This window comes from Dryocola clanedunensis subsp. sulfonylureivorans (genome assembly GCF_016756775.1).
In the GTDB taxonomy this organism is placed as follows: Bacteria; Pseudomonadota; Gammaproteobacteria; order Enterobacterales; family Enterobacteriaceae; genus Dryocola; species Dryocola clanedunensis.
On sequence record NZ_JAERMU010000007.1, the window covers coordinates 77,150 to 91,074 of the forward strand.

12 protein-coding genes, 1 tRNA gene and 1 pseudogene are annotated in these 13,925 nt (G+C 51.8%); 9 read left to right on the forward strand and 5 right to left on the reverse strand.

Translation table 11 applies throughout. The features are described 5' to 3' along the window. Window positions 1–46 precede the first annotated feature (46 nt). Window positions 47–120 (forward strand) — tRNA-Gly (locus HYQ67_RS08775). A 552-nt stretch (window positions 121–672) separates the two neighbouring features. Then, window positions 673–1,323, forward strand: coding sequence for a hypothetical protein (locus HYQ67_RS08780; protein ID WP_202303321.1), 651 nt, complete (start codon window positions 673–675; stop codon window positions 1,321–1,323). Window positions 1,324–1,664: 341 nt separating this feature from the next. Here the strand turns inward: HYQ67_RS08780 and HYQ67_RS08785 are convergent. Beyond that, a pseudogene (locus HYQ67_RS08785) lies at window positions 1,665–2,771 on the reverse strand (IS3 family transposase). A gap of 274 nt (window positions 2,772–3,045) precedes the next feature. Then, window positions 3,046–4,158, reverse strand: coding sequence for a nickel/cobalt efflux protein RcnA (locus HYQ67_RS08790; protein WP_202303322.1), 1,113 nt, complete (start codon window positions 4,156–4,158; stop codon window positions 3,046–3,048). 122 nt (window positions 4,159–4,280) lie between these two features. Here HYQ67_RS08790 and rcnR point away from each other — a divergent pair, with 122 nt between their 5' ends. Further along, complete coding sequence (gene rcnR, locus HYQ67_RS08795; protein WP_202303323.1) at window positions 4,281–4,553, forward strand: Ni(II)/Co(II)-binding transcriptional repressor RcnR; 273 nt, start codon at window positions 4,281–4,283, stop codon at window positions 4,551–4,553. Between the two features lie 394 nt (window positions 4,554–4,947). Further along, window positions 4,948–5,955, forward strand: coding sequence for a sensor domain-containing diguanylate cyclase (locus tag HYQ67_RS08800; RefSeq protein ID WP_202303324.1), 1,008 nt, complete (start codon window positions 4,948–4,950; stop codon window positions 5,953–5,955). Window positions 5,956–5,991: 36 nt separating this feature from the next. Here the strand turns inward: HYQ67_RS08800 and HYQ67_RS08805 are convergent, their stop codons facing one another. Then, window positions 5,992–6,357 (reverse strand): DUF4440 domain-containing protein, encoded by a 366-nt coding sequence (locus HYQ67_RS08805; protein ID WP_202303325.1) that lies wholly within the window; start codon window positions 6,355–6,357, stop codon window positions 5,992–5,994. A gap of 224 nt (window positions 6,358–6,581) precedes the next feature. On the opposite strand from HYQ67_RS08805, the gene HYQ67_RS08810 reads away from it, so the two are divergent. The 3 genes from HYQ67_RS08810 to wzz(fepE) all read left to right on the forward strand — a co-directional run bounded on the left by HYQ67_RS08810 (window position 6,582) and on the right by wzz(fepE) (window position 10,313). After that, the gene (locus HYQ67_RS08810) at window positions 6,582–7,763 is read left to right on the forward strand and encodes an acetyl-CoA C-acetyltransferase (protein WP_202303326.1); all 1,182 of its coding nucleotides are present in this window, start codon (window positions 6,582–6,584) and stop codon (window positions 7,761–7,763) included. A 220-nt stretch (window positions 7,764–7,983) separates the two neighbouring features. Further along, the gene (gene kduD / locus HYQ67_RS08815; RefSeq protein ID WP_202303327.1) at window positions 7,984–8,745 is read left to right on the forward strand and encodes a 2-dehydro-3-deoxy-D-gluconate 5-dehydrogenase KduD; all 762 of its coding nucleotides are present in this window, start codon (window positions 7,984–7,986) and stop codon (window positions 8,743–8,745) included. A 446-nt stretch (window positions 8,746–9,191) separates the two neighbouring features. Further along, window positions 9,192–10,313 carry an LPS O-antigen length regulator Wzz(fepE) gene (gene wzz(fepE), locus HYQ67_RS08820; protein WP_202303328.1) on the forward strand — a complete coding sequence of 374 codons (1,122 nt, stop codon included), beginning with the start codon at window positions 9,192–9,194 and terminating at the stop codon, window positions 10,311–10,313. 110 nt (window positions 10,314–10,423) lie between these two features. Here wzz(fepE) and HYQ67_RS08825 read toward each other — a convergent pair whose 3' ends face one another. Then, on the reverse strand, window positions 10,424–10,744 hold the full coding sequence (locus HYQ67_RS08825; protein WP_202303329.1) for a cupin domain-containing protein: 321 nt from the start codon (window positions 10,742–10,744) through the stop codon (window positions 10,424–10,426). A 162-nt stretch (window positions 10,745–10,906) separates the two neighbouring features. Between HYQ67_RS08825 and HYQ67_RS08830 the strand changes: the two genes are divergently transcribed. Next, window positions 10,907–11,605 (forward strand): aspartate/glutamate racemase, encoded by a 699-nt coding sequence (locus HYQ67_RS08830; protein ID WP_202303330.1) that lies wholly within the window; start codon window positions 10,907–10,909, stop codon window positions 11,603–11,605. A gap of 205 nt (window positions 11,606–11,810) precedes the next feature. Beyond that, the gene (locus HYQ67_RS08835; protein WP_202303331.1) at window positions 11,811–12,977 is read left to right on the forward strand and encodes an MFS transporter; all 1,167 of its coding nucleotides are present in this window, start codon (window positions 11,811–11,813) and stop codon (window positions 12,975–12,977) included. Between the two features lies 1 nt (window position 12,978). Here HYQ67_RS08835 and HYQ67_RS08840 read toward each other — a convergent pair whose 3' ends face one another. Continuing rightward, the gene (locus tag HYQ67_RS08840; protein WP_202303332.1) at window positions 12,979–13,902 is read right to left on the reverse strand and encodes a LysR family transcriptional regulator; all 924 of its coding nucleotides are present in this window, start codon (window positions 13,900–13,902) and stop codon (window positions 12,979–12,981) included. Window positions 13,903–13,925 lie beyond the last annotated feature (23 nt).

A 13,925-nucleotide genomic window follows, 5' to 3' on the forward strand; every position in this document is an offset into this window, starting at 1 on the left:
TTGCTACCAGGCCCCGGAGGGTTATAATGCCGGGGCTTCCCAAAAAGCGGGTGTAGTTCAATGGTAGAACGGCAGCTTCCCAAGCTGCATACGAGGGTTCGATTCCCTTCACCCGCTCCAATTCTCCTGAATAATCAACAAGTTAGAATATTCAGTTAGCTACGTTGCCCCGATACTCAAGGTACAACTTAAACTACCCATTGAACTACACCCGTACCTGTCGCGTGATTGGTCTGTGGTTTATGGGGGCATATCATCACGCTGGCGGTGGTTCCAGGTTCTTACCGCGACAGCACAACAACGAACAAAAAGCCGATACCAGGCATTAACTCCCAAAACTTTCAGTGAAGCGCATTTTTTGCCGATGCTCCCACATGCCACACGTCGTGATGACGTTGCAGGGAATAAACAGGTTTATGGTGGTCTTCGTCCCTGCATACGGTATGCAGGCTCTGCCAGCGTCTCAGCCACGCTCCCTTAGGGGTACACGGTTATCCTGATAAACGTCACTGACTGACATAACCCCGATGAAGTCGCCACGCTCCGCACGTTGTCTTACCACCAACGGGCATTAGACTTCTGTTGTCTAAAATCATGCGGTTAAATCGTAGACTGTGCTTTTAGCAGCCGTTATGATTTCATTTCAAACAACAATCATAAGGACTTTTGGGGATGCAAAGCGCAAAGGAATTGGCAAAGGATATGCTTTCGGCATTGGATTTGGAAGATGAGGGGATGTTGGCTGCATATGTTAAAGGCTTTGTTCATTTCCCCGTTAACCTTTACTCCCTTGCTTATGATTTCATCCATACCGATGACAGACGGCAAAACATGGATGACAACATACGGATGGCTGAACTAGTTGAACGAGCAACATCAAAGAAGCACATTAACTTAGTTGCAAGGGCGGTGAATGTGTTCATTGATGATTTCATGAAGCACGTCAACATGGCCGACATTGCAAAGAGGGTAGCAGAAGACACGATAGCGTCAACATTGGGGAGCTATACCTTTGGTGAGTTGACGGGGGTGAAAATAGGAAAGTTGATCTCATCACGGATCACTGTTTCGATAGCCTTTAGCATGTCTGTCAGTACGCTACTAATGATCGGTGGTGGTGTGTCAAGAGCTATACATTCATCAAGGTATCTAAAAACGACTAACTACGGCGTATATCGCAAACTGAGAGACCTTGGAGACTTAGATCTTCTTTATTTCGCCATCCAGGACAGAGTTAAGCCCTTCGAGAAAGCAACCAAACTGTCAAGGGAAAATCCCGCTCTCTTTAATCAGGCGGTGGAGTATTTCTTCAAGGGCTTGTGAGCCTTTATTTTTTTATCTGCCGATACAGTAGCCAGGAAATTAGGCCCATAACTATAGTGAACGTCCAGCGCCCTAAAATGAACATGTAAGCGTGCTTGTCCCCAATAGATTCGGGGAACGCACTTACCATCAAGGCCACGTTAGAGATTACTGACGTTATCGCGAAAAGCGCAGAGACTATTATTCCTGTCCAAATCAGGAAAGTTAGCAGTTTTTTCATTCGTGATTTCCTTATCAATTATCTGGTTTATCTCTTCGCAAGTGTACTTAATCGACAATGACGAGTAAATGAGCAGATGTAACTAAGCCAAGTGACCTGCCCCCAGTCTTAGATACAACGATCAGTTAGTAATGTCGGTTTGATTACCTTCTAATTTTCTGTTTCTCCAGCCTGCTGCAAACTCAGATGGTGTCTGGTAATTCAGCGACGAATGTGGACGGCACTCGTTATAATCCTGCCGCCAGTCATTAATGATTTTCCTAGCGTGAGCAATATCGCTGAAGCAGTGCTCATTCAGGCATTCATCGCGAAAGCGTCCGTTAAAACTCTCAATAAATCCGTTCTGCGTTGGCTTGCCCGGCTGGATTAAGCGCAGCTCCACGCCATGCTCATAAGCCCACTGGTCAAGTGCTCTGCAGGTAAACTCCGGACCCTGGTCAGTTCTTATCGTAGCCGGATAGCCGCGAAACAGCGCAATGCTGTCCAGAATACGCGTGACCTGCACGCCTGAAATCCCGAAGGCAACAGTGACTGTCAGGCATTCCTTCGTGAAGTCATCCACGCAGATAAGGCACTTGATCCTGCGACCGGTGGCCAGTGCGTCCATGACGAAATCCATCGACCAGGTCAGATTGGGCGCCATCGGGCGGAGCAGCGGCAGACGTTCTGTTGCCAGCCCTTTACGACGTCGTCTGCGTTTTACCCTCAGGCCATTAAGTTGATAGATACGGTAAACCCGCTTGTGGTTAACACAAAGACCTTCACGCCGCAGAAGTTGCCAGATACGCCGATAACCAAAACGGCGGCGTTCAAGTGCCAGCTCTGTGATGCGTAGAGACAGCTGCGCGTCAGCAGCCGGACGCTGAACCGAATAACGGCAGGTTGACAGGGACAGACCTGCCAGCCTGCAGACACGACGTTGCGACAGACCCGTAGCCTCGCACATAACTTCCACGGCTTCCCGCTTCTGGTCTGTCGTCAGTACTTTCGCCCAGGAGCCACCTGAAGCGCCTCCTTATCCAGCATGGCTTCAGCAAGCAGCTTCTTGAGTCTGGCGTTCTCTTCCTCAAGCGACTTCAGGCACCTCCATACCGCCATACTTCTTACGCCATGTGTAAAACGTGGCATCTGAAATGGCGTGCTTACGGCAGAGCTCACGGGCAGAAACTCCGGCTTCGGCCTCGCGGAGAATACTGATGAGCTGTTCGTCGGAAAAACGCTTCTTCATGGGGATGTCCTCATGTGGCTTATGAAGACATTACTAACATCGCGGTGTGTTAATCAACGGGGAGCAGGTCAAGATCGGTAAAGAATCAGGCTCTTCCACGGCTTCGATCACCGGAAAACAACGACCACCTGATTACCGTTGCCACTGCTGAAACCTTGTGATCCACCTACGGTGCTTCGTTGATGTACACATCACGGCGCTTTATGGCTACTATTGCCTGAAATCAGGAGGAAAGGCGAGGATAGCCCCATTTCTGAGGCTATTTGATGTGGGATTAGTTTGTGATGCCGATGTAACCGTGTACACCCATGTAGAAGCCAACCATTGCTATCAATGCACTTGAGAAATACGGCGCTCTTCTCGCTATGGTACTAAAGCCGCTCCAGCGTTTTGAAACTTGCTGAACGCTCACAGCAGCAGCGACACCAACCGTTACCAGTGTTATTGCAAGGCCAATACTGAAACACACAACCACTGCAGCACCCAGCGTAAACGCTTTTAACTGGATACAGATAAGGAGCACGGTGATGGCAGCAGGGCAGGGTATTAAGCCGCCAGTAAGTCCGAATAGTAGGATCTGCCAGTTTGTCACTTCCTGACCAGTGAAACGGCGTTTAATATCGTTCGCGTGGGCCAGCTCGTGGGCGTCCTGGTATTCTTTTGAGTTGATGTCTAAACCTTCGAGGGCTGAATGGTCGTGGTCGTGTATATGCTCGTGAAACTCAACATCATAATCATGCACATGACCGCGATGACCTAACGTAAGGCGCACATCAAAGCTGTGAGGTTCAGGAATGGTTAACACCGATTCTAAGTGATCGCCTTTATCAACGAAATCAAACACCTGTGAAAACGTCCCTGTCCCTCGGTTGGTCACTAATGAAACCTCGTTAGCTTTCCATCTATTGCCAGAGAGAGTGCGTAATCGCCAACGTGGAGGCTGGTTTTCCTCAAAAATCGAGAGTTCAACACTACCGTGACCAGTATTGATAACTCTGGTTTCATCATGTGCGTGGTGTTCTATCCCTTGTTCCAGCTTCCAGAGTTGTTCACCTTTCCAGGTGCGCCAGAACATCCAGATTGCAGTACCCAGGATAATGAAAGCGGAGATTAGCTGTAACCACGGCTCGACAGATTCGGCGGTAAATTGTTTGCTGAGATACATACCACCAAACGCGATTAACCAAACGATAGCGGTGTGTGAAATCGTCGCAGCCACTCCCAGCATCATCGCCTGTTTGATACTGCCTTTAATGGCAATGATAAAAGCAGCCATCATTGTTTTTGAATGACCCGGTTCAAGACCATGCAAAGCGCCTAATAAAATAGCGCTCGGAATGAAAAACCAGGCGTTGCCTTGCTGAATGAGAGTTGAAAATTCGTTCATGAGAATGTTTCTTAGTCATTTATGATCGATGCGATTCTACTCCCCCCCAGTACACAATACTACCCCCCAGTAGAATGGCAGTGATACACTCACCTGAAACCTTCACTCATTGAGGCTGCGGTATGTCGCACACCATCCGGGATAAACAAAAACTTAAAGCACGTACTAATAAGATTCAGGGCCAGGTAGTAGCACTGAAAAAAATGCTCGACGAGCCGCACGAATGCGCCGCTGTGTTGCAGCAAATTGCGGCTATACGCGGTGCTGTTAACGGTTTAATGCGTGAAGTGATTAAAGGTCATCTAACAGAACACATTGTTCATGAAGCGGACGAGGTGAGACGTGAGGAAGATCTTGAAGTAGTGTTAAAAGTGCTGGATTCCTACATCAAGTAATAGGTTAATCCTCAACGGACATAGTGTGTTTGGGTCACCCCCCGAGAAAACGGTGTGTTTATAAGTAGAATTTTTCGTAATCTGAATCGGGGAGATCTCGATTAAAAAGTGCACGTTTTAGCGACAGCCAGATCATGGCGATACTTAAGTCAGAACAATTTCGTTATCTGTCAGTGTGTTAGGTTTTGTTACCTCGATGCTCTTCACCCACCCCAATATGCCTACAACAATCCTCCCTAAACAAAATTTCATGCAAATATAAACAGTCCATTGCCCGATCTTCCAGACAATCGCCATAGTTGGGGGCAGAATTTAGACATAATATATGTTAAAAATTAACCTCTCAGGCCTGTTGCCTGGCTGCGTTGCCCTCGGATAAAGGTGTTTGTATTTTATGTCTGACAATCTTATTGAGCGCATTTCGACCGCGTTAGAAGCTGAATACACGCTTGAAGGGCTTGTCCGCCAGCTGCTGGAGATGCTTGAGCTGGTGACTAACATGGAGTCTACGTATCTGACGCGGCTGGAGCAGGATGGTAGCCAGCAGCATATTCTCTTCTCCCGCAACAGTCGGTTAATGCAGATCCCGGAAGGGTTAACGGTGCCCTGGGGTGATACGCTTTGTAAGCGGGCGATGGACGAGGGCCGCCGCTACACCAGTGACGTGCCGGGTATCTGGGGTGACTCAAAAGCGGCAAAAGCGCTGGGTATAACTACCTATGTCAGCACCCCCGTTATGCTTGCGGATGGTTCGCTGTACGGTACGCTTTGTGCCGCGAGTTCAGAGAAATGTGAGCTATCAGAGCGCAGTGAACAGGTGCTGCAGCTCTTTGCACAGCTGATTGCCCAGCAAATACAAAATGAGCAGCTGTTGAAACAGTTGCAGCTGGCCAATGCCGCGCTGATGACCTCCAGCTATACCGACGATCTGACAGGATTGCCGAATCGTCGTGCTGTCTTCGACAAGCTTCCTCAGCTCTTTAGCCGCGCTGAACGGGATGCTCGTTACGTGCTGGTTGCTTTTGCTGACCTGGATGATTTCAAGCAGATCAATGATGTCTACGGGCACGATACCGGGGATGAATTTCTCTGCGCGATCGGCGAAAGGCTCAAAGAAGGTGTGCGCTACGATGAGATCCTGGGGCGAGTAGGCGGTGACGAATTCATTATCGCGGGAGCCGGGCCGACAGACTTTGCCAAAGCACAGCACGCCGCGAAAACGCTCAAAACACGTCTTTCATCCATGCTGACAGGCGATTACCAGCTGCATGCGACAATGATTAAATACGCCGGCCCAAGTATTGGTGTGATTGCCATCAACCCGGCAGACATGACTCCTGATACAGCGCTGCGTGCCGCCGATGAGGCTATGTATCAGGATAAGAAAAACCGACGCAAGTAGACAGAACCCTCGCTCAGTAGTGGGTTCACTGTCATGTTAAGCGGCCGTCTCATGCAGGCGCAACCAGAGTAAATCCGAGTTCAGCACCACGGTGGAATGACGCATCGTAACCGTACTTCCCGGCAGGCTCTGTTTTTCGCTATAGCTTACCACCGCGCCGGTGGGCCATTCAGCAATAATCTCTATTTCTTCAAGCTCTATCTTCAGCCCCGGCTTTGCGCCTTGCTGTCCATTAAAGAAGGCACACAGCGCTGTATAGTCCAGCTTTGCGCCGCCGGTTGTCACCATAGAAAACGTGGTGGCGAAGCGGGCGACCAGCGTCTGTCCATCACCTTCACCCGCACCCAGCCAGTTTTCGATAGCGATATGGGCATCAATGACTTCTTTTTGGTACCTGTTCATAGGGTTTTCCTTGTTATGGATATGTGATGTTGTTCACTGGTTGCGAAGAAATATCAGCAAGTCAAAGCAGGGTATTAAATATTAATCAATTGAAATTGAAGATTATTTCAATTATATCGTACGTTTTTGATATGACGTTTTCCAAAAAACGGCATTAACAATTAATTAATATTGACCGATGATAGCTGCACTAAAAATAGAATCAGTGCGTGACGGAGCGGAAGATGAAAGATGTGGTGATTGTTGGGGCGGCGCGTACCCCAATTGGTTGCTTTCAGGGCGTTCTTTCACTGCGCAGCGCAGCGGAACTGGGAAGCGCGGTGGTAAAAGCGCTTCTTGAGCGCAGCGGTGTCAGCGAGCAGGAGGTTGATGAAGTGATTCTGGGCCAGGTGCTGACCGCAGGAGCCGGGCAGAATCCAGCTCGCCAGACTGCCCTCAACAGCGGCCTGCCCTGGTCCGTCTCCGCTATCACGATCAACGACGTCTGCGGCTCTGGTCTGAAGGCTTTACATCTTGCCACCCAGGCAATCCAGTGCGGGGAAGCGGATGTGGTGATTGCCGGCGGTCAGGAAAATATGAGCCGCGCCCCGCATGTATTAGCAAACAGCCGTACAGGGGCAGGGTTAGGTAACAGCCAGCTTATTGACAGCCTGGTGCACGACGGTCTGTGGGATGCCTTCAATGACTATCACATGGGGGTAACCGCAGAAAACCTTGCGCGTGAATATGACATAAGCCGTGAACGTCAGGATGCATTCGCGCTGGCGTCACAGCAAAAAGCACGTACCGCAATCGACGCGGGCCGCTTCAAAGATGAAATCGTTCCGGTTCCCGTTGAGCAGCGTTCCGGTGCCACAATACTCGTAGACACCGATGAGCAGCCCCGAACGGATGCCAGCGCGGAAGCTCTGGCGCGGCTAAGTCCCGCTTTCGACAGTAGCGGCAGCGTGACGGCCGGAAATGCCTCTTCTATTAATGATGGCGCGGCGGCGGTGCTCATGATGAGCGCCGCGAAGGCAGAGGAGCTGGGGCTGCCGGTGCTGGCCCGTATTCGCGCGTTTGCGAGCGTGGGCGTCGATCCTGCGTTAATGGGGATAGCGCCCGTTACCGCAACGCGCCGCTGCCTCGAGCGGGCAGGCTGGACGCTCGAGGAGCTGGATTTAATCGAAGCCAATGAGGCTTTCGCCGCGCAGGCGCTCTCCGTTGGCAAGATGCTGGAATGGGACGAGCGCAAGGTGAATGTGAATGGCGGAGCCATTGCTTTAGGTCATCCCATCGGCGCGTCTGGCTGCCGGATCCTTGTCTCACTAGTGCATGAAATGGTGAAACGGGATGCTAAAAAAGGTCTGGCAACGCTATGTATCGGTGGAGGGCAGGGGGTTGCCCTTGCCATAGAGCGCGATTAAGTAAAAACAAATAATGTGCAGCCCGCCTTTGGTTCAAAGGCGGGCTTTTTTTTGTCCCTGAGATGGCCAGGCGTGATCCCGCTATCAAATTTAGTCACAATATCCAATAAAAATGAAACGATGTTTTATTTATAATTGAAATGGCGTTTCAGGAGGATTAGTATGGCGGCACTGAACGTCAACGCCTGCCTGGATCAGGCACGAATAAAAGGAAATCGACATGATTCTGGATACATTCTCTCTACAGGGTAAAGTTGCGGTTGTGACAGGGTGCGATACTGGTCTGGGCCAGGGCATGGCGCTAGGCCTTGCGCAGGCGGGCTGCGATATTGTGGGTATCAACATTGTTGAACCGACAGAAACCATTGAGCAGGTGACGGCGCTGGGTCGACGTTTTTTAAGCCTGACTGCCGATCTGCGCAAGATCGACGGCATCCCCGGGCTGCTGGATCGTGCGGTAGCGGAATTCGGCCACATTGATATTCTGGTGAATAACGCTGGTCTTATCCGTCGTGAAGACGCGATCGACTTCAGCGAGCAAAACTGGGACGACGTGATGAACCTGAACATTAAAAGCGTCTTCTTTATGGCTCAGGCTGCGGCGAAGCATTTTATCGCCCAGGGTAAGGGTGGCAAGATCATCAACATAGCCTCCATGCTTTCGTTCCAGGGGGGGATTCGCGTGCCTTCTTACACGGCTTCCAAAAGCGCGGTGATGGGCGTGACCCGCCTCCTGGCAAATGAATGGGCGAAGCATGGCATCAATGTTAATGCCATCGCACCGGGCTACATGGCGACCAATAATACCCAGCAGCTGCGTGCTGATGAAAAGCGCAGCAGTGAAATTCTGGAGCGTATCCCGGCGGGTCGTTGGGGCCTCCCTGACGATCTCATGGGGCCAATCGTCTTCCTGGCCTCAGGTGCATCAGACTACGTGAATGGCTATACCATCGCAGTAGACGGTGGCTGGCTGGCTCGATAAGCTTACCTGTGAAAAAACCTTCCTTCATCGGGAGGTTTTTTTCACCTATCCCCCTTTTTTCATTCCTCAGCATTCCTGGTCATCGTCCCGCGCATTCTTTTTTTCATTCACGAAAATGACTAAAAGTAACCCTTCACATTCTTAAAAGTTCAAACTGTGAGATCTGGTAGTTGTTTTTAGGAATCATCTTAGGAATAATGCCCTGCCTCTTAAAAACACTTTTAGTATCAATAAACCTTCTTCACCAGACAGGCCGTTCGGGTGGCGTTGAGAAAGTGTTTTTCGCATACGTTAGCAGTCAAAGTGGACATCACAAGGAACAGACATGCGGCAACTCCTCGTCATAAAAACAGCTATTTCATTGCCTGTACTGCCTCCCGAGCGCGGAAGGATTTTTCACGTCGTGAAAAACAGGTCAATTCTCATCAAATATTAAGCGGCTTGCTATGTCATCTATAGAAGTGAAATCGCATCAATTAGAGAGTGCCCCGGTATATCCGATAAATTCCGTACAGCGCGACGAAATAGATCTCCTGAATTTATTGTCTACGCTGTTTGCTTCCCGAAATCAGATTGTCGCCATCACCCTGATTTTTGCCCTTTGTGGCGTCATCGCTAGTTTCTTTCTTCCCCAGAAGTGGACTAGCCGGGCCGTCATTACCCCGCCGGAAATGGAGCAGTTGGTCGAACTGCGCCGGGCGATGATCAACCTCAACGTGCTGGATGTCGGCGCGAAAGCGGACAGCAATACGCTGTTTAATATGTTCCTGAAAAAGTTCGATTCTCAGGCACTACGAGAACGCTTTCTTGCGACTTCGCCCTATGTGCAGGCCCTGTTGAGTAATAAAGAGGTGGATACTTCCGAGCTGCATCGAGCCATTATTAATGTCTCTGAGAAATTTAAAGCTCAAAATAATGCCGATCCGAAGCAGGTGACGGGCGCACCCTACTCTTCATGGACATTAAGCTTTATTGCTCCCAATGCAGAAAATGCTCAGCAGGTGCTGAACGGCTATATTGATTTCATAGCGGAAGAGGTGAACAAAAGCATTTTGCTGAACCTTAAGGATGCCGTTGAGCTTAAAATCGGCTACGAAAAAGACAAGCTTAAACTGGACCGTTCGCTGCTGGAAAATCAGCACAACGTTAATTTGCAGCGCCTGGGATATTCGCTCCAGGTTGCCAGTGCTGCCGGGATTAAAAAACCGGTTTACAGCAATGGCCAGGCGGTGAAAGATGACCCGGATTATTCAGTCGCACTGGGTGCGGATGGGCTGGCAGAAAAGCTGAAAATTGAACAATCCATAAAAGATGTCTCGCAGCTTAACGTGACGGTTCAGAATCGTGAGCATTTACTCAGCCAGCTGGAAGCCATCAATATCGGTGAAGTAGTTTTTTCACCTTTCAAATACCAGATGCAGGCTTCGCTGCCGGTGAAAAAAGAGGGGCCTGGTAAATCTTTGGTTGTAGCGCTGGCCGCTATGATTGGTCTGATAATAGCGGCAGGTCTGGTACTGACCCGCGATGCTTTTAACAGCCGCCGTGTGGAACTGGATAAAATTATCTAGTCAGTTTGGTAGGGTGGATAGGCTTAAGCGCCATCCACCACTGAGGTTTTTGTGTCGGATGACGCCGATCTACGAGAAAAGTTGGTTATCAGCCTTTCCCGTTTATTCAGCTAAAGAAAATCTTCCCGGATCGGCGTAAAGGTATCCAGCAACGTCCCGGCGGCCAGACACACGCAGCCGTGCATCACGTGCGGCTCTTTATAAAGCGTATCCCCGGCTTTAACCTTATGCACCTCTTCGCCAATGGTGAATTCGAACTCGCCGGAAAGCACGTATGTCAGCTGTTCGTGAGGGTGGTTATGCATTGGCCCCACGGCTCCGGTTTCGAAATTCACCTGCACCGCCATCATTTTTCCGCCGTTCGCGAGTACGCGGCGGGTGACGCCAGCCCCCAAATCTTCCAGCTTTGTGTCATTAATGAAGGTAAACATCGTCGCTCCTGAATAATGTGAAATGGCATTTCATTTTTATAATCATGACATGAGATCGGACTTTGAGATAGCCGATTGCCTGAAACTGGCATGAACATCACGCTTTCCCGGCGGGAGCTTCGTGATATAACCAGAGGCATCACTATGAGAAGGGGACAAGCAATGAAAACGATAGGCCTGTTAGGCGGCATGAGCTGGGAGTCCACCATTCCCTATTACCGCCTGATTAACGAAGGGATAAAGTCCCGTCTTGGCGGACTGCATTCGGCGAAGATCGTTCTGCACAGCGTCGATTTCCACGAAATTGAGGCCTGCCAGTCGAGCGGCGAGTGGGATAAAGCCGGTGAGATGCTGGCGGATGCGGCGGTTGGCCTGCAGAAGGCCGGGGCGGAAGGTATCGTGCTGTGTACTAACACTATGCATAAAGTTGCCGGGCATATCGAATCGCGCTGCGATCTGCCGTTCCTGCATATTGCCGATGCCACCGGGCGGGCAATTGCCGCGCAGGGTGCAACTCAGGTCGCGCTCCTCGGTACGCGGTACACCATGGAACAGGACTTTTATCGTGGCCGCCTGGAAGCTGAATTTGGCATTACTTCGCTGATCCCCGATGAGCCACAGCGCCTGCGCATCAACCAGATTATTTTTGACGAGCTGTGCCTTGGTAAAATTACCGCCGAATCTAAACGCTATTATCAGCAGGTTATCGCCGAGCTGCAGAAGCAGGGCGCACAGGGCGTTATTTTCGGCTGCACGGAGATTGGCCTGCTGCTGCAACAGGAGGACTGCCCGCTGCCGGTGTTTGATACCGCAGCGATTCATGCGGCAGACGCGGTGAATTTTATGCTTGGCGAGCAATAATTTTTTTCTTCAAATTTTCAGCCAGTTAAGCGGTAAAATACCTTATCCTCACGCCACGTCGGGTCATCCCCGGCGTTTTTTGTGTTATTAATTTGTTAAGCAGCGCACAAAATTTCAATAAGCTGCACCTCTACATCCTCGCTACCAGGCGGTCAGAGTTTTTACTCGCCCGCCTTTTGTCATTTCTGCAACCGGGAGTTATTCCATGCCTGTTTCCCTACTCGCGCTGGCGATGAGTGCGTTTGCCATCGGCACGACGGAGTTTGTCATTATGGGCCTGCTGCCCGACGTGGCCGGGGATCTTCATATTTCGATTCCCACTGCGGGCTGGCTGATCAGCGGCTATGCCCTGGGCGTGGCGATTGGCGCGCCGATTATGGCCCTGCTGACGGCTCGTCTGCCGCGTAAACTTTCTCTCGTCCTGCTGATGGTGATTTTTATTATTGGCAACCTGCTGTGTGCCGTGGCGATCTCTTATAACTTCCTGATGCTCGCCCGTATTATCACCGCGCTGTGTCACGGAGCCTTCTTCGGCATTGGTGCCGTGGTGGCCGCGGGCCTGGTCGCGCCAAACCGCAAGGCCTCCGCCGTGGCGCTGATGTTTACCGGCCTGACGCTTGCCAACGTGCTGGGCGTGCCGATTGGCACCTGGTTCGGGCAGATGTACGGCTGGCGGTCAACGTTCTGGGGTGTAGCGGTGATTGGCGTCGTGGCGTTTATCGCGCTTATCGTCAGCCTGCCTTCGCAGAAGGATGAGGCGCCCGCAGACTTAAAGCGTGAGGTCAGCGCGCTGGCTAACGGCAAGCTGTGGCTCTCGCTGTCGATGACAATTTTCTTTGCGGCGGCGATGTTCGCGCTGTTCAGCTATATCGCCCCGATGCTGCTCCAGGTCACCGGCATCACCCATAAAGGCGTGAGCTGGACGCTGTTCCTGATAGGTGCGGGCCTGACGGTGGGCAATATTCTGGGCGGGCGTCTGGCGGACTGGCGCGTCTCCGTAAGCCTGATCCTGAGCTTTACGTTTATCGCTATCTTCTCGCTGCTGTTCCGCTGGACGAGCCACGGCGCGTGGCTTGCTGAAATCACGCTGTTCCTGTGGGCGATGGCGGCGTTTGCCACCGTTCCCGCTTTGCAAATCAACGTGGTGCTGCATGGCAAAGATGCGCCGAACCTGGTCTCTACGCTGAATATCGCCGCGTTTAACGTTGGCAATGCGCTGGGGGCATGGGTTGGCGGTACGGTTATCGATCGCGGTTATGGACTCACCGCCGTACCGGTTGCCGCAGCGGGGCTGGCGGTAATCGGGCTGATTATCTGCCTGATAAACTTCAGCAGCGGCACCGGCCATCATCATCCGGCGACCGAGCAATAAGTCAGGCGTCGAGCAGCGCGTTTAGCGGGTCGCTGAAGATATGCATGAAATCATGCATATGCTCGCTAAAGGCGCTGACCAGCGCGGAGGCAGGGCGGTGCAGCGGGCGGATCAGGCTGACGGTAAAAGGCACCGCTACGCTGAACCGTCTTGCGACCACGCCGCTTGAAGCGTAGTCCAGAGCGGTAAGCGGGTTAACGACGGAAATTCCCGTGCCCGCCCGCACCATCGCACACACCGATGCCGCACTGTGCGTCTCCACCACCATTCTGCGTTTGACTTCGTGCTCCTGAAACAGAGAGTCCAGCAGTTGGCGATAGCTGTCCGTTCGCGACAGGCTGATGTAGTTTTCCCCGGCAAAATCCTGCGGCGTGAGTTCCGCTTTGCGCGCCAGCCGATGCCCGGCGGGCAGCACGCACACTTCGTTTAAGGTCAGCAGCGTCTGGCGCTCCGTGCCGGCAGGTGTGGAACTATTCTCCGTGAGTCCCAGATCGTGACGCTGGGCCGACAGCCACTCCTCCAGCAGCGGCGACTCCTGCGGAACAATATTCAGGCTCAGTTCCGGGTAGCGAGCGAGGAAAGGCTGCACCAGCTGCGGCAGAAAAGACTGGGAGAAAACCGGCAGGCAGGCAATGGACAGTTCGCCCTGACGGAACTCGCGCAGACTTTCCGCCGCGCTGACGATGCGATCCAGCCCGTACCAGGAGCGCTGAACCTCTTCAAACAGACGCAGCCCCTGAACGGTGGGATGCAGGCGGCCGCGGCTGCGCTCGAACAGCTGGAGCCCCGTCAGCTTCTCGAAGCGCGCCAGCTCGCGGCTGACCGTAGGCTGCGAGGTATGCAACAACCCCGCCGCCTCCGTGAGGTTTCCGGCGGTCATTACCGCGTGAAAGATTTCGATATGGCGAAGCGTGACTGCTGGCATCTGTTCATTCGGCCCGGGCGTAG